This is a genomic window from Flavobacterium soyae (assembly GCF_021245985.1).
GTDB lineage: Bacteria > Bacteroidota > Bacteroidia > Flavobacteriales > Flavobacteriaceae > Flavobacterium > Flavobacterium soyae.
Genome location: NZ_JAJQXA010000009.1, coordinates 8,383 through 33,127, shown reverse-complemented (window position 1 = coordinate 33,127; position 24,745 = coordinate 8,383). Strand labels below are relative to the sequence as shown.

The following is a 24,745-nucleotide window of genomic DNA, read 5'->3' as shown; positions in this document are numbered from 1 at the left end:
ATTATTCGTCTCTAAGTGCTACAATAGGTCTAATTTTGGCGGCTCTGTATGCTGGAAAAAATCCTGCAACGGCACCGGCAAATACAAGTAAAAATAGTGTCGTTAATGCCACATTAAAATCTACTTCGGGATTTCTGAAATATTCACTCTGAACCATCGGCCCAACAAATTCTAACAACAGTAAACTGGCTAAAAGCCCGGTAAAACCTGCTATTGTTGTAATAAAAATGGATTCGTGAAGTATCATCGAAATAATAGAAAATGGCGATGCGCCAAGTGCTTTTCTAATTCCGATTTCTTTGGTTCTTTCTTTTACAATAATCAGCATAATGTTGCTCACCCCAACAACTCCGGCAATAATGGTGCAAATACCAACCCACCAGAAAAACAACCTGATATATAAATTTAAATCGTAAAACTGTTTGGCATCTTTAACGGAGTTATAGGCATTTATTCCGCCGTCATCATCTGGAGCCACAACGTTTTTACTTTTCAATAATTCCTTTAATTCTTTAGTAAATTTTTCAGATTGTGCTAAAGCTTCATCATAATCTTTTGTCTTTTTTAAAGTAAAAAATATGTTACTGATTTTGTCGCCGGCACCAAAAGTTCTTTGTACAGTTGTCAATGGCAGATAAGCTCTTGCTTCTTCTCTTTCCCCTCCCGGATCTGTAAAAACCCCAATTACTTTAAAATTGATATTGTTAATTTGAATTTCTTTTCCAAGGGCGTCTTTGTCTTTAAACAAATCGGTTTTTATCTTCATCCCGATCGCAGCGACTTTTTCGTTATTGGCTAAATCTTTACTATTTACATATCGTCCCTGAACTATCGTAAGGTTTTCAATTCCGCCATAATCCGGATTAACACCTCTATATTGATAATTCCCATTTTCTTTGCCGTAAGCAAATTGTGCTCCCCAATAATTTTGTGTTGAAGCTCTTAAATCTAATTTATCCTCAAATTTTTGAATAGATTGATTGTAATCACTATTTCTAAACTGAATCTGTCTTCCCGGATTCAGTCCTTTATACTCTTTAGTCGTCGTACCAGACCAAACCTCAATAATTCCTGCAGCATCACGCTCGAATTGTTTTTCAATACCGTTTTGAAGCCCTTTTCCTGCTCCAAGCAAAATCACCAAAATAAAAATACCCGATGCCACCGAAACTCCTGTTAGGAATGTTCTGAGTCGGTTTTTGGAAATTGCATCAAATATTTCCTGCCAACGCTCAATATTAAACATAAGATGAAGCTCTAACTTGTTCTACTAATTTATCATCGATAATTAATCCATCTTTCAGGACCACATTTCTTTTGCACATAGCGGCAATATCAGGTTCGTGTGTAACGATCAAAATTGTTTTTCCTTCATCGTTAATTCCTTGAATAAGTTCCATAACTTCATAGGAAGTTTTGGTATCTAAAGCTCCCGTTGGCTCATCGGCAAGCAAAACTTTCGGATTCGAAGCCAGTGCTCTAGCTATTGCAACACGCTGTTTCTGCCCTCCTGAAAGTTCATTTGGCAAGTGATGAGAATGCGAGCCCAAACCTACTTTTTCAAGATATTTCATCGCAATATCGTAACGCTCTTTTCTTTTTACACCTTGGTAATACAAAGGCATAGCAACGTTGTCTAATGCTGTTTTATAATTGATCAAATTAAAAGACTGAAAAACAAAACCCAAAAATTTGTTCCTGTATTTTGAAGCCAATGTTTCGTTTAATTTCTTAATTGGCGTTTTATCTAAAATATAACTGCCAGAATCGGCTTCATCAAGAATTCCTAAAATATTAAGAAGAGTCGATTTTCCAGATCCCGATGATCCCATAATCGCCACTAATTCTCCTTCTGCAATATTAAAATTTATCCCTTTCAACACATGCAGCTCCGAACTTCCCATTTTATAGGATTTATGTAAGTCTTTAATTTCGATCATGGTATTGTTAAATTTTTAAAACAATAATAATATATTTTATAAGTAAATTATGATAATAAAACGTTAATAATTCTGTTTCACTATCTAAATAAGACGGTCGTTATTATCAAATGTTACACTTTATCAAGATAATTTAATTGTTTTCTTAATTTTGCTTCACTTAAAAAAATCATCAATTATGAAATTTTTTTCAATAATCTCAATGTTTGCGGTAACTGCGGTGTTTTTCAGCTGCTCAACTTCTCAAAAATTAGAAACTTTAAAACCAGAACCAGATGACGCAAGTCCGTTAATTTACGATGCCAATCCTTCATTTATAAACCTGCCCATTACAGTTAAACTGAATGATATTGAAAATCAAACAAATGCTCTCTTAAACGGATTAATTTATGAAGACAATAATATCGAAGATGACGATATTGAAATGAAAATTTGGAAACAAGCCCCGATAAAAATTCAAAACGATCCTGCAAATCCTGATAAAAAGATAAAAACTATTCTTCCGCTTAAAGCGAATATCAAATACCGAATTGGAACAAAAAAAATGGGTATTGAGCTTTACGATACGAGAGAATTTAATTTAAATGGCGTTATTACATTATCCAGCGATGTTGCTTTAACGAATTGGAAATTAAATACTAAAACTGAATTCAGATCTTTAGACTGGAACGAAAGTCCAACGATGACTGTTTTTGGAAAAAATATGCCGATTACTTATTTGATTAATCCGGCAATCTCTATTTTTAAATCTAAACTGGAATATAAGATTGATGAAGCGATTGAAAAATCTATGGATTTTAAACCGAATGTTTTATCGGCTTTAGAAAAAATCTGTACTCCTTTTCAAATGAGCGATACTTATGAAAGCTGGTTAAGAATTGTTCCCGTTGAAGTTTATTCTACAAACGCAAAACTGAAAAATGATTCTTTTTTACTCGAAATGGGAATGAAATGCAACATGGAAACTATTGTAGGCAAGCAGCCGGAATCTAAATTTAATGCGAGTAAAATTGTTTTGAAACCGGTTACCAAAATCCCAAATCAGATTTCGGCAAATATTGCAGCGATTTCAAGCTATATTGATGCTTCAAAAATTATGACGAAGAATTTTGCAGGACAGGAATTTGGCTCAGGAAGTAAAAAAGTAACGGTTAAAAATGTTTCGATCTGGCATAAAAACGGAAAAATGATTATTGCGCTTGATGTTTTAGGTTCTGTAGACGGAACACTTTATTTAAACGGAATTCCGCAATATAATGCACAGACAAAGGAAATTTATTTTGACAAACTCGATTATGTTTTAGACACCAAAAGCAGATTAATGCGAACTGCAAACTGGCTTGCGCAAGGTTTTGTATTAAGAAAAATGGAAGAAAGCTGCAGATATTCGATACAGCCTAATTTAGAAGAAGGCAAGAAAAATATGGCCGCCTATCTTAAAAATTATTCGCCAATGCCGGGCGTTTTTGTAAATGGAAAAATGGATGATATTCAGTTTGACAAAATTCAATTAACGAATCAGGCAATTATCGCTTTTATCAAAATAAACGGAACTGTGAATGTCTCAGTTAATGGATTGAAATAAAAAATTGAAATAAAAAATGAGGCTGTCTCAAAAGTCGAGACAACCTCTTTTTTATTCGGATACCTATCGGAGAAATTTTCCATTTACGCAATTCTCAACAGCTTGATTTTACTTTTGAGACAGCCTCATTTTTCTTTTTAGACCGGTACATCTTATAAATAAGAAAACCAATTATGGCTACAAGTAAATATGGGATTATCATTAAAAAAACGATTCCGTCATTTACAGCTTCTGCTTTTTTTATGTTAGAATCTCCTGCAAGCGCGGCGCGGCACATAGCACATTGGGCATTCGCCGAAATTCCAATTAGAAAAATACAAATTCCAAAAATAAAGCTTTGGAATTTAGAATTTGAGTTTTGAGTTTTAGTTTGCATAGTAAGGAGAAATCATTAAATAAACTACAACACCTGTTACTGCAACATATAACCAAAGTGGGAATGTTATTTTAGCTATTTTTTTGTGTTTATCAAAACGCTTCGCAAGTGCTCGTACATACGTTACTAACACAAACGGAATAATTATAATGGATAAAAGAATATGCGTTATTAAAATGAATGCATATAAATATCTAACAGCACCAATTTTAGCTTTTTCTACCGCATCTAAAATTCCGTCATGATTTACATCACCAAATTTAGTGGAGTCAGCAGTCATATGGTACGCAACATACATCGCCAAAAAAGCCAAAGACAAAGCAATTGCAAAAGTCATTAAACGTTCGTGCAGTTTAAGTTTTCCGTTTTTAACTGCAATTACTGCTGCAACTAAAACAATAGCTGTAAGGCCATTTGTAGAAGCATAAATTGGAGGTAAAAAGGAAAGCGGTTCTACATTGATTCCAAAATCTTTTAATTTGATGGCAAAAAGAATCCCTACGAGTACCGGTATAACAATTGAAACCGCAATTATGTATTTATTGTATTTCTTTTCTAATGAATGATCTTCCATTTTTATTCTTCTAATAGTATTTTAATATCTTCCTGAATCTCTCTAACGCCTTTTTTATCTAAGCCATCATAATAGATATTTGGGTTTCCAAATTCATCTTTTCGGCAGCGAATGTTTCCATCTTTATCAATCAAAGCAAACAATCCAGAATGTTCAAATCCTCCGCTTACTTTTGAATTTTCTCCGGCATAAAGATTAAATCCTTTATTAGACAAATCCATAATTGCAGCTCTGTCTCCGGTTAAGAAATTCCAGGTAGAAGATTTTACACCTAATAATTTTGCGTGATCTTTTAAAACCTGCGGCGTATCATGAGTAGGATCAATGGTAATGGAAACGATTCCAAAATTAGGGTTGCCAAAAAATGTCTTTTCAATTTCCAGCATGCTCATATTCATCTTCGGGCAGATTGACGGACAAGTCGTGAAGAAAAATTCTAAAACATATACTTTCCCTTTATAAGCCGCATTAGATATTTTAACGTTATCCTGATTTGTCAATTCAAATTTTGGAGCCGCTCCTATCGTTATTAATTTTGTGTCTTTAGAACTTTTAGAACCAACATTGTCTAAACGATTTCCTTTTACAACATCACCATTTTTAATTCTGTCAACAATTTTTGGCACTGCATAGATTCCGAAAATCAAAATAATAAACGAAATCCCTATGTAAGATTTATTTTTGAACATTATATGTGTATTTAAAGTTGTTTTGTGGCGTTATGGTTCTTTTTAAGAGCGGCACGATATTCATACAAAATGATTTTAAAGTCATCGAGCATCTCATTACTCAATTCTGATGGATGAAAAGTATCGTATCCTTCTTTATACTCGTCCTTTTTATCTTTATTCCCGCCTTTGCGGCCTCTTAAGTTTCTTTCTTTATCAACAATAAAAACATTTGATGTACCCAATTTATCATCGAGTTTCCCTTTTAAATGTAATTGGTTATAAAATGCCTGAATATCATCTGGTGAAGCAAAAACAAAATTCCAGCCAGAAACATCTGTAAAAGGTTTTAGTGCATCAACCAGCTTTTGAGCTTCCTTTTCTGTTCCGAGCGGACAGATTACTACGAATTGAAGATCTTCGAAACCGTGGTAACGTTTGTAGATTTTTTCGTTAAGGTTAAAGTAGTTTCCTCTGTTACCTAAAATATCAGAACCGGAAAAACCTAAAACAGTAATTTTTTTATCTAAAGAAACTTTTTTTCCGTCGAGAGATTTCCAGTTTCCAAAGTCAGCAATTTTTGGGGTAATTATGGGAAGTTTTGTAAAACTATTTACACCTGAAGCAAAAAACAAATAGGCTACAATGGGTAAAACAAAAAGCACAAAAAGAACTATATTTTTTTTCATTGTTTTAACGGAAGTTATTGAGGTACAAAAATAAAAAAAGCTCCGTTAAACGGAGCTTCTTTTCGAATTAATATCATGTTAAAAATTCCATTTAATGGTAGAATCTTTAAAAACCCCATAAATATAGTGTCCTTCTGTCAACAAGATGAACAATAAATATAATACTAGGAAAATAACTGGCAATACAACAGCCCATCTAAGACTGCTTTTTTCACCTTCCATGTGCATGAATGCCCATACAATATAATAAGCTTTGAATATTGTTAAGATATAAAATATCCAGTTTAACAAATTCAAACCAACAAAATGATTAAACTCTAATACTCCCGGTTTGTAAATACCAAGGATAACTTCTACTGTAGTTACTACTGATAGTAATGCAAAAACAAACCAGATTCTTTTTGTATTTGATACGTGCTCGTGTGACATAATAATTAAAATCTAAAATTAAACTAAGTAGAAAACTGTAAATACAAATACCCAGACTAAATCTACAAAGTGCCAGTATAAACCAACTTTCTCTACCATTTCGTAACTTCTTCTTTTCTCGTAAGTTCCCAATAATACATTAAAGAAAATAATGATATTAATGATAACTCCAGAAAATACGTGGAATCCGTGGAATCCTGTGATGAAGAAGAAGAAATCAGCGAATAGTTTACTACCGTATTCATTTCTGGTTAAGTTTGCTCCTTCTACTACATATTTTGCGTCAACTAAACGAGCTTCAGATTCAGCTCTTGTTAAAACAGTTTTTTTCTTTTCAGCAGTAAGGGTTTCAGTTCTGATTAATACATCAGGGTGTGCTTTAAAACCTGCCTGAATTTCAGCAACAGTATAAGTTGGCTGTGTCTCTGCATCCTGAACAAACCAAGTTCCATGGCTTCTTGTTAATGCTTCTCTTTGTTCTGGCAATTTTACTGCAAAATCTGCAAGAGCAACTCTTGTTCCATCTGCTTTAACAAACTGCAATAAACTTCCGCCTTTAGTTTCAACTGCACCATATTCTCCTTTAATGAAGTTTTTCCACTCCCAAGCTTGAGAACCAACGAAAATTAAACCTCCAATAATAGTTAAGAACATGTAAATAGCAACTTTTGTTTTCTTTAATTGGTGACCTGCATCAACAGCTAAAACCATTGTTACAGATGAGAAAATCAAGATAAAAGTCATTAAGGCTACATAATACATAGGAGCCGAAACACCATGCATAAAAGGAAAGTGTGTAAACACTTCGTCAGCCAATGGCCATGTTTCAATAAATTTAAATCTAGAAAAACCGTAAGCACCTAAAAATCCAGAGAATGTTAAGGCATCAGATACGATAAAAAACCACATCATCATTTTACCATAACTTGCTCCTAATGGCTGGCTATGCTCACCGCCTCCCCAAGTTTTTTCGTCGTTATTTGCAGTAGTAACTGTCGCTTCCATAAAAGATATTCGTTAAAAAGTTCCCAAATTTACGTTTTTTTCTTATTTAAAGAAATATAAAAATAAAAATAATAATACCCATAATAAATCCAAAAAGTGCCAATACATCGCACCTAGTTCTATACCAAGAGTTTGAGTCGGATTGTATTTTTGTTTAAAATGATTATAAATTATAATTAAAAGCGAAATTAATCCGCCTGCTAAGTGCAATAGGTGCATAAGCGCAATAACATAAAGGAAAGTTGTAGTAATTGAACTACCTTGTCCCGTCATATAATAACCGCTTTCTATAATTTGCCCGAAGCCTCTAAATTGTAAAATTACAAATAGAATCCCTAAAGCAAATGTTCCTAAAAGAAACGCAGAAGTGGCACTTCTATTCCCTTTTTCAATTGCTTTTTTTGCTAAATAAAAAGTAACACTGCAGCCAATAATAACTGCTGTACTAAAATAAAATGCAGTTGGTATTTGAAAATTAGTCAACCAGTCTGCTCTCGATTTACTTACTACAAACGCACTCGCTAATCCTGCAAACATCATGGTCATACTTACCATTGCAAATAACAAAATCAGTTTTGCCGATTTTGATTTTTGCACCTGTTCTTCACTTGCTTTAATTGTCATTTCCATAACTATCTTAAAAATTTATCTACTATAAATACAATCTGCAGTAACGAAATATACGATACGCTTACCAGCATTAATGTTCTTGCTGCTTTTGCTGTTCTCAATTGATACAAACGCACCGCATAAAACAACATCCATAAACCCAGTAAAAACACTAAAACTGCTGCTATTGGCGAAATAAATAACTGTCCTGTATATCCTAAAACCGGCAACAAAGAAGCTATAATTAACCAAATCGTATATAAAATAACCTGCAGAGCTGTTTTTCTATCTTTGTTTCCGGTTGGAAGCATGAAAATACCTGCTTTTGCATAATCATCATACAAAAACCATCCAATGGCCCAAAAATGAGGAAACTGCCAGAAAAACTGAATCAAAAATAATGTTCCGGCTTCGATGCCAAATTCTCCCGTTGCTGCAACCCAGCCTAACATAAACGGAATTGCCCCCGGAAAAGCTCCAACAAAAACCGACAATGAAGTCACAGTTTTTAAAGGAGTATATATACTTGTATATAAAAATATTGATATTGCAGCAAACATTGCCGACTTTGCATTTATGGTATACAACAATGCTATACCTATTATAGTAAGCAGGCTTGCGACAATTAATGCTGTTATGGGAGACATTCGTCCGGAAGGAACCGGACGGTTTTTTGTTCGGTCCATTAAAGAATCGATATCTTTTTCAATTACCTGGTTGAAAGCATTTGAAGCTCCAACCATACAATAGCCGCCTATTGACAAAATAATTAGAACACTCCATTTAAAAGGATGTTCGTCATTAACTCCTAATAAATATCCCGCAATTGAAGAAAACAAAACACTAATAGCCAAGCCGGCCTTAGTTATCTCTTTGAAATCCAGAAATATTGATTTTATTGAAATTGTATTTTTAGCAGCGTTCAATACCGTAGTCTTTGTATATTTTTTTTGAGTGCTGCAAATGTACAAATTAGATTATAGAATTTAGGACTTTAAAATTAGATTTTTTCCAATAAAACCAGCACAAAATAGGAACTTTCCAATCTTTAACACTATTATTTCGAAAAATCTTATTAAAAATTCTAGTAATCAAAATACCAGTTAAAGATATCAGAACGTAAACCAATAGTAAACCAGGTTGTACTTTGCTTAAATGTTGTTGCAGTTTCCTGGGTTGGATCAAAATTTCTATAAATAAAGCTTCCGAATAGTTTTAAATTTGTTATCGGGTTTATTAAATATCCACCTTGAATATCGGCAATAAAAATGCTGGTTTTATTTCCCTGCCCTACTTTTACACCTGTATCATAAGGACGGTTTAGATCATAATCTTTATAGATATTTCCTCCATAATTATAACTGTTTTCTGCGGTATCAAAATCTAAACCTCTTTTACCAACAGTAAACTTAGCATCGGCAAAAAGACGTCCTTTATGGTAACGGCCAATCGCAATTAATTCTTCAAAATTTCCTCCCCATTGATGCCCAATACTTTGATTGTTATGACCATAATTCGTAATTGGATCACTATGAGAATACACATAAGGACGTACATGATTGTATTCTAATTGCAAAAGCAGGTCTTTAACCTTAAAAGCATTATAGTATTTAGCCCCTAATTGATATCCAAATTTATTTTTCCAGCTTTGATCTCCTTCTTTCATATCACCAATCGAGAATTCGTCTAATAAAAACTGAGCATATAAATTAACATTGTTGTTCCATTTGTATTTAGACGTGATTCCTAAAAGCGCATTTCCGCTTCGGGATGATGAGGCAAACTCAACAGAACGGTAAAAAATAATTGGGTTCACAAAATTGATATCAAATCCTCTGTTATTAGTATCTGTCCAAACAACAGATTCAAAAAAACCAAAGTTTAATTTGTTCGAAACATTCCAGCTTAAATAATGGTTTGCCATAAATTTTGTTGCATAGGTTCTGTCGACTGTTACATCTGGACGAACATCTTTAAGCCACATATAAGTATTGGTATACTTGATTTTCCAAAAATTGGTATTTATTTTAAAGTATGGATAAGGGCTTGCTCCATCACTTTCAAGCAGCGAACGATATCCGTCTCCAATAAAATTTCTTCCATAACCCAATTGCAGATCAAATATTTTACTTGGTGCAAAAGTAATATTGGCTTCTGCCAAAGGAAAATCGTATGCATCAGTTTTAAATCTCTTAGCAATTCCCATTCCCGGAATAATTGCCGGATTTCCTCCAGAAGGTTTTAGTGTTTCTGCATAATCGTTATAATAACCTGCAAACCTTCCCTGGCTTTCAAAAATGGTTGTTGTAAAATTGATCTGCTTTCCTAAACCTCCTCTAAAATTAAGTGCACGGGTATTTACATACGAATAAGAAGCATCAAGATCTGAAGCTTTTCCCATTTGTAAATCAAGAATTGGGTTTAATGCCAGCCAGTAATCTTCTCCTTGAATCTGCACAAGGTTTTCATTCCAGAGTTTTCTTCCCCACCAGCCCGAAACTTTTTTCTGTAGCGACTCGTTTACTGCTTTTAAATTATAATATTTTGAAACCTCAGCATAAGTATAAGGTTTTGATGCTGTATGATTATTACTTCCCACCTGATTCATTGCGCCATCAAACTGTGCATAATAACTATGAGAGAATGGTATATTTAAATGACTTCCAAACTCTGGCATATTGTACTTTTTGTATACAATACTGTCTAATTCTGTCATTGGTTTTTCAAATGGTTTTTCAAATGGTTTTTCAATTTCGGATGCTGCTAAAGCTTCTGCCGCAAGTTGGTCTGCATTTTTTAAAGGAATATCAATTGAAATTGTATATTTTGAGTAAGTTGGTTTTCCGTTATAAGTCGAAGGTTTTATTTTCGGAAATTTTCCAAAAACTCGTTTTGCTTCTTCAGATAATAAATCATTTGCTGCATTTACATAAATTACTATGAACTCTCCGTTTGCATCAACTTCAAACAACACTTTTACTTCGCCTTTGTAATTGTTTTGTTTTAAACTTTCAGGAACTTCAAAATTATTATAGACAAAATCCTGTACTTCTTTATAAAAGCAATTTTCCAGTTTTTTAGCCTCCAGATTTTCACAGTTTGGAAAAACAGGAAACTGCTCTGAAGTAAAACCAGATTTTACATTAGTCTGCTGTGCAAAACCAAGTAAGGAAAGGAGAGTAATAACAAAAGATAAAAAAAACTTATTCACGTAGATTGGGGGCTTATGATTTAATATTGATTTGTGGTATTTTTTCCGTCTGCGATCGCTTTTGCTGCCGAAGTCCCGATGCGTTTAACTCCTAAACGAATCATTTCTGCTGCGTCTTCATAAGAGCGAACACCACCGGCAGCTTTTACCGGCAAAGGCGATGCATTTTCCAGCATCATTATAACAGCAGGGATTGTTGCTCCGTTCGGCAGATGATTTTCGGTTTTATAAAACCCTGTAGATGATTTTACATAAACGGAAGCGTAATCTTCTTCTTTGAAATTTGATATAACAACATTTTTTATTAAAGCCGAAAGCTGAATAATTTCTTTATCAGTCAAAGCTGCAACTTCAATAATCCATTTTACTGTTTTATTACTGGCTAAACCTATTTGGGTTCCAATTAGAATTTCTTCTTTTATTAATGAAACATTTCCATCTTTAAAAGCTTCATAATTACAGACAAAATCTAAATCATCGGCGCCATTTTCAATTGCTTCATTTGCTTCCTTAATTTTAGATTCTAAACTTGAGTTTCCCTTTGGAAAATCTATTACTGTACCAACAAGTAAATTCGAATTTTCTTTTAAAATCATTTCTTTGGCCAGACTCACATATTCAGGTCGAATCATTATGAGTTTAAATTTTTCCTGAATTGCTTCTGCAATTGCTTTTTTGACTACAATAATATTATCCTCTTCCGAAATTCCGGCTTGAGAAGCAGTTTTTAAATAAGTAGAATCTAAGTATTGCTTAACATTCATAATATTGAAGTTAGATCGAATGAGGCAAAAATACATTTAAATTCAGAAAAAATGCTCTTTTATAAAGCTTGATTTTATGACAATAAAAAACCCACCGAAGTGGGTAATTATATTCTTATATTTTATCGATCTGTTTTTTAAAAGCTATCGCAGAAAATACCCCTGCAACTGCACCTAATGCATTTGCCAAAACATCTGATACATCGGATGCTCTTGTTACTGTTAAAACACTTTGTAAAATTTCGATTGTAATTCCAAAGAAAACAGAAAAAATAAACGAAATTAAATAAGCTTTATAGTCATTAGCATCTTTTCCTTTGAGCTCTTTCTTGAAAAACAAAATCCAGGAAAGGGTAAATCCAAAGTGAAAACAAAAATGCACAATCTTGTCAATACTCGGTATATTTACCGCCGGAACATTACTTGAATCTATTAAACAAAAATACGCAATGATTCCAGAGCAGATAATTGCCCAGATTAACAATAATTGTTTAGGCACCGATAAGTTGTTTATAAGTTTCGTCAGATAATAAAGTATCTATTTCTGATGCATCAGCAATTTTGACTTTAATCATCCATCCAGCTCCGTAAGGATCAGAATTTACAGTTTCCGGAGCGCTTTCTAAATCTTCATTAAAAGCAATAATTTCTCCAGTTAAAGGTAAAAACAAATCAGAAACTGTTTTAACAGCTTCAACTGTTCCAAAAACCTCATCTTTATCAAGTGTCTGATCTAAAGTTTCTACTTCAACATACACAATATCCCCTAACTCTTTTTGTGCAAAATGAGTAATTCCTACAGTTGCAACATCGCCTTCGATGCTAACCCATTCGTGATCTTTTGTGTACTTTAAATTTGCTGGTATGCTCATAATAGTATGTTTGAAAATTGATATTTTAATAATTCAGCAACAAATGTAATAATCTTCTAATAAAATCTCGATTAGAAACCTAAATTTAATTTCCGAAATTATAACGAAGCGTAAAACCTGATCGAATGTTCGTTAACGGGAATGATGTTGAAATTACTGCCTTTGAAAACGAATGATCATAATAGAATATTGCAGTAAGGTTTTTACTGAATGAATAATCTGCTGTTAATTTTAATGACCATATATTTTGTCCTGCTGCTAATTGATTATTATCATAATCTAAGTAACGAACCAAAGTTTGATTATTTCTATATGAAAAATCAGCTTTTATGTTAATGTCGCTTTTAATAATTCCTGTTGGGTTATCTGCAAGTCTTGATGAAAATATAACATCTTTAAATCGATACCCTAAACCAACTACATATTCAATACCTTTAACTTCTGTCAATAAATTATTGTCAAAACTCATTGATAATGCTCTGTCTTTTTTAATTTCAGAAAGAACTCTCAGCGAGCTTTTCAACTCAAAATCCATTCTAATTAATGGGCTGAACTGTTCTACCAAATTGATATTCGACATAATAATTTCATTGAAGAAATTGGTATTAACATCCTGCACTTTCGGCGAATCATTATAATCAAAATTTGATCTGAACTGATTGATCGTATAAGATGCCCTATAATTATGCTGTAATGAAAAACGCTTAAATTTGTCTTTGAAATATTTATAACGCATTAATCCATTATATTTAATACTCCAGTTTGGAATTGGGAAACTTCTAAATATATCTGTCGATGAACTAGAAGCATCGCTTCCTGTATAGGCAGCCAAAAATGACGGCAATAATACGGCCTGATTACTCTTAGTATATCCTATTGGATATCCTTGATTGGCGGTATAAATTGCATAATTTGGATCTGTATCTGCCGGAATTGGATTGTTTGCATCACCATATCTTGGAATTACAACACCTGAACCATAATGCTGCTCTGCCAAACGGTTTGCAATTATTAAACGATTATTTCTAAAATCATCAAATGCAGCCGACTCGTTTTCGTTGCTGGTCGAAAAAGCTGTTTTTATCAATACTGTAGAAATAGAGAACATTCCGTATGTGTAAGGAGACAATGGCATATATTCATGCGTCGCCGGATCAACACTATATTGTTCTGAAGTATTTTCAGAATAAGAGCGGTCCATTGACAGATCAACTTTTAAATCTGGCAGTAAATCAATATTAACCGTAATCTTCAACAATTTATTAGTAACCTGCGAATAGCTTTGATTAAAATCCTGATAAGTTGTAAGCCATCCATTTTTAGCAGCTTCGTAACGCACATCATCCTGACTTCCAAAAATAAACCCTAAAGATGGCTTAGACGTTCCTAAGAAACCAATACTTGGCGTATAACCCGGTAAAACCGTTCCGCTGTTTTTGGTATAATTAATCTGAACATTTTTAATACTTGTCAATACTCCAATTAAACCATCATAAAATGGACTATTACTCACGACTGGTTTAGCCGTATTTACAATTTTTTCACCCGGTTTTGGCGGAGCTGTTGGTTTAGGTTTAGCTTGCTTTTTTGCACCGGGAGTTAACCCTAAATACTTATACAGCGTAGGCATATTTAAAGTCGTTGTAAGTGTATTTGAGTTCGCATTTTGAATTGTATTTCCTAAATCAAACTCATTACCATTATCATCGACATACTGAGAAAATGCTGTCGAAGAACGCTGCCAGCTATAGTCTGCTGTATAAGAATAACTTGCTTTTACAAAACCAAAAATTGGAATTTTGTTAATTGGAATTTCATAGTTTAACACCAATTGCTGTGCATGCTGGTTTGGAGTTCCAATATCCCAGTAATCATCCCATATATTGAAATCTTCTTTTGGTGTGTTGTCATCATTTAAGAAATTTCGAACGATATTATTTGATGTTGCACTATAATTCAGCTTTAAAGATTTGGTTAAATTAAAACCAAAACCATACTGATAATTAAAGGCAAAATTTCGTCTGTAAAGCGGATCAAGCCCAATGCCCTCCACTTCAACTTCCCTAAACTGCTGACGGTTGCTTTGTCTTAAAATATTAGAATTGAAAGATATATTTGAAGGAAGATAATTAAAATTGAAATCACTTAATAATTTCCAGTAATCACTTTTCTTCATGAACTTAGTGCTCTTAAACGGAACAACTTCTTTTGGCTGGAATGTATAGGCATAGTTTACCGCCGTATTTGATTGTTCGTCTTCATAATTTTCTACTTCATAATCATGGCGTTCTACCTGATTGTAGGATTGTGAAAATGTAAAGTTTTCGACATCATAAACATGAGGTTTTTGCTCGGCTGCCCTATCTTTTCTAACCCCGATAAAGTTGATGCTTTTTCGTTTTGTATAATCTACGGCACGGGTTCTGATATTCTCTTTTTCCGCCTCATCTGTAGTTTCTCTAATTAACTGATCCAGCTTAATATCCTGATTAAACGGATCGTATTCCGGTGTAATTACTTCTTCGCCAATTGCGTAATTAAATGGCAGGTTAATGCCCCATTTTTTAGGCAGTAATTTTCCTAAGTTTAAATTAGTTACGATGTTATACTGCTGAATATCTTCACGGCTGCGTTCATTTGCCCCCTGTTCTAAAGACCCGAAACCAATTGTACTTTTTCTACCCGTTGCAGAAAGAGTAGCAAGATCGGCCATATTGGTATCGACATTTAATATCGCTGCCATACCGCCTTTGTTTTCTAAATCAGACATACGAAGTTCATTAAACCAAACCTCTCCTTTAATATCTTTATGATCGGCCCTGCTCTTTACTCCGACCATTAAGTTTCGAACTAAACCAAAATTAGGATTTCCTTTTATACCTAAAACTAATTTGTCATCACCATCTCCGCCTTCAACATCCGGGTCATTATCCGGGTAATAAATACCATTCTCATCTCTTTTCGTAGAATTGATATCAATGCTCATCCCCTTGATTTTCATTTTGGTCAACAGCTCAAGAGCTAAATCAATATCATTTTCTTCCATCCAAACCTGATCCGCGCTTATTGCACAAGACCCTCCTGTAGGAGTTACTTTTAATGGAATTTCGACCTGATAAAAGTTTTGTGTAAAGTCATTTCCAAAACGGATAAAACCTACCATTTCATCATTTTGAAGTGTATTTTCATTTGGCAGAGATTCGGCGTGTAAAAACATTTTTAGTTTTTTATACTGACGCATATCTACACTTACATTTTTGAAAACTGCTCTTGAATCCTGATACTGTAAACCTGAACCTGCAACTCTTACTGCTAATGCCTGCTCATTTTGATTGATAACTGTATTGTTATTGTACAGCTGCTCTCTTTGAACTCCCGGCGGAATTACATAGTTAACCGGACATTTATTACTGTTTTCCTGAATATTTACTGCCGCAACATCAAATTCTACAGTAGAATCGTCTGGTTTTGGGTGATTAACATCTAGTGTTCCTGTATATCTTCTCCATTCTCCTCTTACTAAATCTAAAGCTCCAAAACGAACAGTTGTCTGACCGCTAAATCCAGTCATGAACATACGCATAAAACGAATAGATCTAAAGTCTGTAATATTTCCAATTGTGTTTTGAGGCTGCGAAACAGGGATTTTAAACTGAATCCATCTGGCAGTTGTGGTTCCGCCATTTGGCAATTCTATAGGCCCTAAATCACCTGGCTCACGAATATCTGTAATGTAATTTTGACCAACCTGCATTCCCGGCTTAATATCGATGCTATATTCATAATATGCATTTATAGTACTCATCGTATTGTCACGGTTAATATCTTCAACATCCGGCAGCGTTGTAGAGCCGCGATTTGGATCGTCAATGCTTACTGCAGAGTTACCTTCTGTACCGTTATAATTTTTATAGCGTTCTAAAACGCCTCCATCTGTATTTAAATAGTAAGTATAATCATCTGCAGCCGGATCTGCCTCACCAGCGTAACTTGTATAAATTTGTCCTTCTTGAGAACTTGGTAAACCATCTAAACCAATGTCCTGATTTTTTCTATTGTCAGGATTGGTATCAAAAGCATAAATTAAAGATTGCGAAGCCGGAACATCTCCCCAAAGCGGCCTCGGATTAACCTTAATCTGGTCCGGCCCTAATCCATTTTCGTATTGTTTTCTTCCGTCTTTTAAAACATCCTCAGAGATTTCCCCTAAGTTGAAGTAAATTTTACCTGTATTATTTACCGGAGCTTCTGAGTTTCCTACATAAGGATCCAAAACCCAAAACTGGATATACTCGACATTTCCCTGTTCAAAATTGGTTGAATTTAAAGCACGCATAATTCCACCAAAATTTGTTGTCGGACTGGTTGTCGCAAAATCAGGATTATTATTATATGGACCTCTTTCAGATGGATAATAAGTTAAATCCAATGTATTGACAACCTGAATCTGTCCCTGAGCAATATCTGTATTTGGATACAACTCTCTGCTGTAAATCCTTCTTGTTGTATTTAATGATAAATCGTCATTTGAGATTCCTGATGGTTTTGAGGTATAAAATACCGGGTCAATTGTATACCATGATAATTTTGCTCTTTTAAAACCGTAATCCAGAGTGTTTGAATTTGCATTAAAAGTATTATCTGTAATAGAATTTATATATGGTGTCGAAGCTAAACTCCACGCATATGCAGAACGCATATCAATGGTTGACTGCGAACCTTCAAAATCATCAATGTATATTGTTGCTTCACCTTCAAAATCACTGGCTTTTGGCGCATCCGGTTTTAAAAATGCAACTTCACCTCGAATAGATAAATTCGAAGGAACATCTGTATCAACATTTGGAAGCTTGTTTGCTAATCTGGTTAAAAATGGAACTTCTGTAGAATAGTTTCCATTAAATCCAAAAATAGTATTGTTTACAGATTCCTGCCCATAACTTGATTTTTGAGTAAATGGTCTTTCTGTCATTTTTAAGAAAGTTCCACCTACTACAAATTTATCCGAAATTTTATGCTCAACATTCAATCCCATAAATCTTCGAGTCTGCTGTCCGAAGATTGAATTATTTTCTAACGAAACTTCAATTGGAGTATTTGATGCCTGCAGTGAAGGATCAAGAATTTGTACTCTTCCTAATTGATAATCGACGCTGTAATCTATTCCTTCGACTAAAACTCTTCCGGCTGCTGTAACTACAACAGAACCCTGCGGCACATTGAATGCCCCAATAGGGATTCCGTTACTTCCGGATGATTTGTATTTTCCTCTTAATAAGAATTTGTTTTTATCACTGTCCTGCAATGCACCCGCTTGTGTATTTCGGTACATATTTCTAAATACGTACTTCTGCTGGTTTGCATTATAGGTTGCCGGATCGTTATAACTCTCTCCTCCGCCTGTTTGTAATTTATTGAATATAAGTTCCCCAAAAGGCTCTTTTGTTGTAAATATTATTCGCCCATTTTGAACGTCAACCGTAATGCCCGGAATATAATCGAAGAAACCATCTCCGCCAGCCTGTGGATCATTATTATAATTTAAACGGTCCAGGTTGAAAACATTCAATAATGGGGTTTGATCTACCTTCATATCCGATGTTGGGTTTGGCGGAAAACTTGACCCTTGAACCGGCGTGATATAATTTATTGGCGAAGGATCTGTGTAAAGAATATTTAACCTGAAATCGTCTTGTTTAATTTGATAGGCCTGCGGAATTTGATAAACGTTTTTCATCATCAGGTTCCAAACCGGATTTTGAACGTTTGTCAAATTACTTTTCAGCATTTTCAAAACTAAACTCTGCGTAATAATTGCCTGATTTGCATTGTTATTTCCTGTTACAACTGTTCCATCAACACCATCACTGCCAAATTCCCCAACCTGATACACTTTGCCTCCAATTGTATATTCGAAGGCAACGGCCAAAATTTCATCATTTGCCAAACGCTGCTGCAAAGAAAGGTATCCTAACTGTGGATTAAATGTATATTCTGCAGTAGTTAATTTTCTGGCATTTTCTAAAACAGAATAATCAGTTGCTTCGCTGACATTTGTGTTGTTGAATCCAGATTTTGCTGTTACAATTTCTCTAATTTTAGAATTTAAGAAAGAACTTGCCTGACCTATTGTTGCCGGATCGTACTTATTGTTATTGTTATTAGTTGGCGAATCTATCGGATTGTTGAAAAATCCTGCTGTTGAACTAATAACTACAACTTCGTTATCCGGAACTCCTGTTATTTGAGCTTCACCTAAATCCTGAAGCGCAATGATATTTCTAAGGTTATTATTGTTTGTGCTTACACGATTTTGTTTGTTGGTTACCCAGACTTCTAATCTTGTAATTTGAACACGGCTGTCAATAAACGGGTATTTTTTTAATGATGCATCGTACTTATTTCTAAAATACTGAGATAAGAAAAAGTGACGATCATTATCATAATCTAAAGCATATAAATCGAAGTTTTGAACTGTACCTCCGTTTTCTGCAACTACACTTTTTGTCTGTGATTTTTGTTCAGAGAAAACTCCTGTAATGGTAGTTTTTCCAAATTGCAATTGTGCTTTTACCCCAAATAAACTTTGTGCCCCGCGAATTAAAGTGCTATTAAGCGGCATGCTGACGTTACCAACTTCTACTTTTTGAATAATATCATCTTCGGAAGGAGTATAAGCTAATTTAAATAAGTTTTGAAATGCAAATGTCGATTGGGTATCGTAATTAGCATTTACTTCTAATCTTGTCCCTACTTTCCCCATTAAACTCATACTAATACGCTGGTCAAAGTCGAATGTAAGACTTGATCTGTTTCGAGGTGAGAATGAAGGGTTGTCTTGTTTAGTGTAACGAACACCTAAATCCATTTCGACAGAACCTGTAGGTTTTACATCAATGGTGTTACTTCCAAAAACGCTTTCAAAAAGACTTGAATTGATATAGTATCTTGGCAGTAAATCTTTTTTAGCCGCTTCGGCTCCGTTTTTTTTGCCGTCGATTGCATCTGCTTTTTTTCTAAAATAATCTCTTCGTGATTCTTTTAGAACTAAATCTTCATATTCTTTGGGAGTTAAAACAATAGGATAATCGATTGAAAAACCATCAACCGAATTGGTGTAAATATATCGATCTGTAATAGGATCATATTTATATGCCGAAAGTATGCTTGGAGGATTTTCTAACTCAAGTTTCCCTACAGAAAATTGAGTTTTTGTTGTATCTTGAACCGCCGGATTTACTTGTGATCGCATAACGTTACCACAAAATAAAACCAGTAAAAAAATACAAATTTTACGCATACAATTGGTTATAAAAAATTGATTTTATAAGCTTTTTAAAGCCTTTTTAATGATCGTTTCTACTGTAGCTTGAGGATCTTCTTTAACGATCTTTTCTACTACTTTTTCAGAAGTTTTTCGAACGAATCCTAAAACTTCCAAAGCAGATAACGCTTCATCTCGATTTGTATTGTTTTGGACTACTGAAACTTCGTCCAAATCGTACAATTTTAACACTTTTTCCTTCAAATCAAGTATTACTCGCTGCGCAGTTTTGTTTCCAATTCCTTTTATAGATTGAATTAAGCCAACATCTCCCGAGGCAATTGCATTAATAATTTGTCTTGGTTCTATCGAAGAAAGCATTGTTCGTGCAATGTTTGCCCCAATTCCAGAAACAGACAAAAGCATTCTAAATATTTCACGTTCAGATTTTTCTACAAATCCGAATAAAGTATGCGCATCTTCTTTTATTTGAAGATGCGTATACAATTTTATAAAATCAGCATTAGGGATTAATGAAAAAGTATGTAAAGAAATATTTACGAGGTATCCTACTCCACCGCAATCAATTACAACTTCCGTGGGATTTTTTTCAACTAATTTCCCCTGCAAATGTGCTATCATAAGTATTATTAATAAGTATCAAATATAATAAAAATGCAATAAAAATAAGACAATTTTATTTGATCCTTATATAATGGCTGCTATTGAGCTAATTTATTTTTTTTATTTTGTTTTTCCTGAGCGTCGATAACAGCAATTGCTGCCATGTTTACCATTTCTTCAACGCTTGCTCCTAATTGAAAAATGTGAACCGGTTTATTCATTCCCATCATAATTGGTCCAATAGAAGCTGATTTATTCAATTCCTTCATCAACTTATAAGTGATGTTTGCCGACTCTAAGTTAGGGAATACCAGTGTATTTACTTTCTTTCCTGCTAATTTAGAGAAAGGGAATTTTTCCTGCAGCATTTCTGAATTTAAAGCAAAGTCTGCCTGAATTTCACCATCTACGACCATCTCCGGGTGATTTTTATGCAAATACGCTACAGCATCTCTTACTTTTGAAGCATTTTGATGTGTTGATGAACCAAAGTTTGAATATGAAACCATTGCAATAACAGGCTCAATTCCGAACATTTTTGCTGTTTTAGCAGTCATCAAGGCTATGTTCACTAAATCTTCAGAAGATGGATTAATGTTTATAGCAGTATCTGATAAAAACATTGGGCCGCGAGATGTAAGCATCATATTTGCTGTTGCGACAAGCGAAGCTCCGTGTGCTTTTTCAATTAATTGAAGCATTGGTTTTACTACACTTGGATAACTTCTTGAGTAACCTGTAACAAGAGCATCTGCCTCGCCTTCGTTTACCATCATGGCTGCAAAATAGTTTCTTTCGCGCATGAATTTTTGAGCATCAAGCAATGAAACTCCTCTTCGTTCTCTTGTTTCCCAGTATGAAGCTGCAAATCTGTTACGTCTTGCTTCTTCCTCGTTTGTTTTAGGATCAATGATTTCTAATTCAGCATCAAAACCTAGTTCCTCTTTTAATTCTAAAATAGTTTCTCTGCTTCCTAATAAAACCGGAATACCAATTCCGTCTTCGTGTACAATCTGCGCTGCTTTTAATACATTTAATTGATCTGCCTCAGCAAAAACAATTCGTTTAGGTTCTAATTTAGCACGGTTTGTAATTAAACGTACCATTTTATTATCATTACCCATACGTTCGCGAAGCTTATCCTCATAAGCAGCCCAGTCTGTAATAGGATTTTTTGCTACTCCAGATTCCATTGCCGCTTTTGCAACTGCAGGTGCTACAATAGTAATTAATCTAGGATCAAATGGTTTAGGGATAATATATTCCTGCCCGAAACCTAATTTTGTTGCTCCGTAAGCTACGTTAACCTGTTCTGGAACCGGTTCTTTTGCTAAAATAGCCAATGCTTTTACAGCCGCCATTTTCATAGCTTCGTTAATTTTTGTAGCACGTACGTCTAACGCTCCTCTAAAAATATAAGGGAATCCTAAAACGTTATTTACCTGATTAGGAAAATCAGAACGGCCTGTAGCCATAATAACGTCTTTACGAGTTTCTACAGCTAAATTATAATCGATTTCCGGATTTGGATTTGCCATTGCAAAAACAATCGGGTTGTCTTTCATGGTCAATAACATTTCTGGCGAAAGAATATCTCCAGATGATAATCCGATGAAAACATCAGCTCCATTTACAGCTTCTGCTAATTCAATTTTTGGGCCGTCAATTGCATATTTTAATTGTAATTCTGATAATGAAGGATTGTCTTTTGTTAAAAGTCCCTTACTATTAAACATTAAAATGTTCTCAACTTTTACGCCCAATAAAACATATAAATCTGTACAGGCAATCGCCGCAGATCCTGCTCCGGAAACTACTACTTTTACATCTTCGGCTTTTTTACCTGCTAATTCAAGCGCATTGATTAATGCTGCAGAAGAAATAATTGCGGTTCCGTGCTGGTCATCGTGCATTACCGGAATATCTAATTCTTCTATTAATCTTCTTTCGATTTCAAAAGATTCCGGTGCTTTGATATCTTCAAGATTAATACCTCCAAAAGTTGGAGCAATATTTTTTACAGTCTGAATAAATTCTTCTACGTTTTTTGTATCAACTTCGATATCAAAAACGTCAATGTCAGAGAATATTTTAAACAACAAACCTTTTCCTTCCATTACAGGTTTTCCTGCCTCAGGGCCTATATCTCCCAGACCCAAAACAGCTGTACCGTTTGAGATTACGGCAACTAAATTTCCTTTAGCTGTGTATTTGTAAACATCATCAATGTTTTCTGCAATTGCTAAACAAGGCTCTGCAACACCTGGCGAATAAGCCAGCGATAAATCTCTTTGGGTTGCATATTTTTTTGTTGGAACTACCTGAATTTTTCCTGGAGTTGGCTCTGCGTGGTACACTAACGCCTCTCTTTTTTTACTCTCTTTGTTCATTATTTTAGCTTTTATTCTAGCTTACAAAGATATAAGTCTTAGTTTTAAAATGGGGCGTTTTGGTTCTTTCTTTTGTTAAAATATCAAAATTGAAAAGTCAAAAAAAATAGTCCGGCTTGTTCCGGACTATCTAAAAAAGTATTTTAATAAGTGTATTTACTGTGAGATATAAGAGTTTAAGTGATTAATAGTGTCTTTTTGAATTTCGATAATCGCCTTAACAACATCGCTGATTGAAATAATCCCCACTACTATTCCATCTTCTAAAACAGGAAGATGTCTGATTCTTTTTGAACTCATAAGTTCCATGCAGTCTTCAATATTATTTGAAAGCTGTACTGAGAAAACAGTGCTTTCCATAATTTCATGTACGAAAGTTTCTTTTGAAGATTTATCTTTTAAAACAATTTTTCGAGCATAATCCCTCTCAGACAAAATCCCTTTTAAGTCGTTTCCGTCAATAACAAGAATGGCGCCTATATTTTTATCGCCCATTACTTTTAAGGCTTCAAAAACGGTTGTTGTTGAACGTACGGAATAAACATTCCTTCCTTTTGCATTAAGTATTTGATGTACAGTCATATCTGAAAAATTTTAGATTTATAAAGTTAAAATAAAAACAAATACGATTTGCAACGAAATCGATTTTTTAAAAACACAACTCATTCATTTTAAACAAAATACATCAAATTTAAAGTTTTAGAAATTATACACTAACGAAAGAAAAGATTTACAAAGGTTTTTTGTAGAAAATTAGATTTTTTAACGTTTTGAAATGTTCGTGTAAAACATGAATTTCATTATATATTCATGTTTTTATCGACGATCATATGTCCCTACGGGACAAAATGCATGTTAATATTTTTTTTGTTACCAACCAGTCACTCCTAACGGAGTGTTTCGTAGAAATTAAATATTAAAAGAAATTTCATTACGAGTTAAATATCGGTAAAATCAAATGTTATAATTTGTATGGAATAGTTCGTTAGGAGTAATTGGTTGGTAGAAAAAATGAAATCATTCGTCCAATAATTTCCCGTAGGGAGATATGAAACAATATTAAATGTATAGTCCCTATGGGACAAAATGCATGGCGATATTTTGCAAGAGCTACCGATATATAATTTCTACGAAATATTTTTCAATGTTTAATTCTTACAAAAATACTCCGCTAGGACTTACATATCGGTAGAAAAAAAAAAGAAACCCCAACCCAAAAATATCCCGTAGGGATTATATAAAAAACAATATGAAATGTATAGTCCCTACGGGACAAAATGCATGGCGATATTTTGCAAGAGCTACCGATATATAATTTCTACGAAATATTTTTATCAATATTTAATTCCTATAAAAACTCCGTTAGGAGTTACATATCGGTAGAAAAAAAGAAATCCCAACCCAAAAATATCCCGTAGGGATTATATAAAAAACAATATGAAATGTATAGTCTCTACGAGACAAAATGCATGTCGACATTTTGGAATGGCTACCGATATATAATTTCTACGAAATATTTTTTACCAATATTTAGTTCCTATAAAAACTCCGTTAGGAGTTAAATATCGGTAGAAAATAAAGAAATCCCAACCCAAAAATATCCCGTAGGGATTATATAAAAACAATATGAAATGTATAGTCTCTACGAGACAAAATGCATGTCGACATTTTGGAATGGCTACCGATATATAATTTCTACGAAATATTTTTTACCAATATTTAGTTCCTATAAAAACTCCGTTAGG

The 24,745-nt window shown here is 34.0% G+C and carries 19 protein-coding genes; 2 read left to right on the top strand and 17 right to left on the bottom strand.

Features of this window, described 5'->3' with window-relative positions:
• Position 1: 1 nt before the first annotated feature.
• A complete protein-coding gene (locus LUU93_RS12700; RefSeq protein WP_232681497.1) occupies positions 2 to 1,246 on the bottom strand; it encodes an ABC transporter permease in 1,245 nt (414 codons plus the stop codon).
• Positions 1,239 to 1,940 (bottom strand): ABC transporter ATP-binding protein, encoded by a 702-nt coding sequence (locus LUU93_RS12695; RefSeq protein ID WP_232681496.1) that lies wholly within the window; start codon positions 1,938 to 1,940, stop codon positions 1,239 to 1,241. Before LUU93_RS12695 ends, LUU93_RS12700 begins: the two co-directional genes overlap by 8 nt.
• Before the next feature lie 178 nt (positions 1,941 to 2,118).
• On the opposite strand from LUU93_RS12695, the gene LUU93_RS12690 reads away from it, so the two are divergent.
• Both LUU93_RS12690 and LUU93_RS21790 read left to right on the top strand, forming a co-directional pair.
• Positions 2,119 to 3,525: a DUF4403 family protein gene (locus LUU93_RS12690; RefSeq protein WP_232681495.1), complete on the top strand. Its 1,407-nt coding sequence runs from the start codon at positions 2,119 to 2,121 to the stop codon at positions 3,523 to 3,525.
• Between the two features lie 173 nt (positions 3,526 to 3,698).
• Positions 3,699 to 3,887, top strand: a complete 189-nt coding sequence (locus LUU93_RS21790; protein WP_311202631.1) for a hypothetical protein — start codon at positions 3,699 to 3,701, stop codon at positions 3,885 to 3,887.
• 3 nt (positions 3,888 to 3,890) lie between these two features.
• Here LUU93_RS21790 and LUU93_RS12680 read toward each other — a convergent pair whose 3' ends face one another.
• From LUU93_RS12680 to LUU93_RS12610, 15 genes are all read right to left on the bottom strand, one after another.
• Positions 3,891 to 4,475 (bottom strand): DUF420 domain-containing protein, encoded by a 585-nt coding sequence (locus LUU93_RS12680; protein WP_073488994.1) that lies wholly within the window; start codon positions 4,473 to 4,475, stop codon positions 3,891 to 3,893.
• A 2-nt stretch (positions 4,476 to 4,477) separates the two neighbouring features.
• Positions 4,478 to 5,164 (bottom strand): SCO family protein, encoded by a 687-nt coding sequence (locus LUU93_RS12675; protein ID WP_232681493.1) that lies wholly within the window; start codon positions 5,162 to 5,164, stop codon positions 4,478 to 4,480.
• An 11-nt stretch (positions 5,165 to 5,175) separates the two neighbouring features.
• Positions 5,176 to 5,832, bottom strand: coding sequence for a hypothetical protein (locus tag LUU93_RS12670; protein ID WP_232681492.1), 657 nt, complete (start codon positions 5,830 to 5,832; stop codon positions 5,176 to 5,178).
• Positions 5,833 to 5,910: 78 nt separating this feature from the next.
• Positions 5,911 to 6,261 (bottom strand): cytochrome C oxidase subunit IV family protein, encoded by a 351-nt coding sequence (locus tag LUU93_RS12665; RefSeq protein WP_232681491.1) that lies wholly within the window; start codon positions 6,259 to 6,261, stop codon positions 5,911 to 5,913.
• A gap of 18 nt (positions 6,262 to 6,279) precedes the next feature.
• On the bottom strand, positions 6,280 to 7,266 hold the full coding sequence (locus LUU93_RS12660) for a cytochrome c oxidase subunit 3 (RefSeq protein WP_232681490.1): 987 nt from the start codon (positions 7,264 to 7,266) through the stop codon (positions 6,280 to 6,282).
• A gap of 42 nt (positions 7,267 to 7,308) precedes the next feature.
• Positions 7,309 to 7,896: a cytochrome c oxidase subunit 3 gene (locus LUU93_RS12655; protein ID WP_232681489.1), complete on the bottom strand. Its 588-nt coding sequence runs from the start codon at positions 7,894 to 7,896 to the stop codon at positions 7,309 to 7,311.
• 2 nt (positions 7,897 to 7,898) lie between these two features.
• Positions 7,899 to 8,801, bottom strand: a complete 903-nt coding sequence (cyoE, locus tag LUU93_RS12650) for a heme o synthase (RefSeq protein WP_232681487.1) — start codon at positions 8,799 to 8,801, stop codon at positions 7,899 to 7,901.
• 158 nt (positions 8,802 to 8,959) lie between these two features.
• Entirely contained in the window at positions 8,960 to 11,086 is a 2,127-nt protein-coding gene (locus tag LUU93_RS12645; protein ID WP_232681486.1) for a gliding motility outer membrane protein RemB, read from the bottom strand.
• 20 nt (positions 11,087 to 11,106) lie between these two features.
• Positions 11,107 to 11,850, bottom strand: a complete 744-nt coding sequence (gene deoC, locus LUU93_RS12640) for a deoxyribose-phosphate aldolase (RefSeq protein WP_232681485.1) — start codon at positions 11,848 to 11,850, stop codon at positions 11,107 to 11,109.
• A 115-nt stretch (positions 11,851 to 11,965) separates the two neighbouring features.
• Entirely contained in the window at positions 11,966 to 12,349 is a 384-nt protein-coding gene (locus LUU93_RS12635) for a VanZ family protein (protein WP_232681484.1), read from the bottom strand.
• Positions 12,342 to 12,722 (bottom strand): glycine cleavage system protein GcvH, encoded by a 381-nt coding sequence (gene gcvH / locus LUU93_RS12630; RefSeq protein WP_232681483.1) that lies wholly within the window; start codon positions 12,720 to 12,722, stop codon positions 12,342 to 12,344. Before gcvH ends, LUU93_RS12635 begins: the two co-directional genes overlap by 8 nt.
• An 85-nt stretch (positions 12,723 to 12,807) precedes the next feature.
• Positions 12,808 to 20,022 (bottom strand): T9SS outer membrane translocon Sov/SprA, encoded by a 7,215-nt coding sequence (sov, locus tag LUU93_RS12625; RefSeq protein WP_232681482.1) that lies wholly within the window; start codon positions 20,020 to 20,022, stop codon positions 12,808 to 12,810.
• A 24-nt stretch (positions 20,023 to 20,046) separates the two neighbouring features.
• Complete coding sequence (gene ruvA, locus LUU93_RS12620; RefSeq protein ID WP_232681481.1) at positions 20,047 to 20,628, bottom strand: Holliday junction branch migration protein RuvA; 582 nt, start codon at positions 20,626 to 20,628, stop codon at positions 20,047 to 20,049.
• An 80-nt stretch (positions 20,629 to 20,708) separates the two neighbouring features.
• Complete coding sequence (locus tag LUU93_RS12615; protein WP_232681479.1) at positions 20,709 to 23,000, bottom strand: NADP-dependent malic enzyme; 2,292 nt, start codon at positions 22,998 to 23,000, stop codon at positions 20,709 to 20,711.
• A gap of 156 nt (positions 23,001 to 23,156) precedes the next feature.
• The gene (locus LUU93_RS12610) at positions 23,157 to 23,582 is read right to left on the bottom strand and encodes a CBS domain-containing protein (RefSeq protein ID WP_232681478.1); all 426 of its coding nucleotides are present in this window, start codon (positions 23,580 to 23,582) and stop codon (positions 23,157 to 23,159) included.
• Positions 23,583 to 24,745: the final 1,163 nt, after the last annotated feature.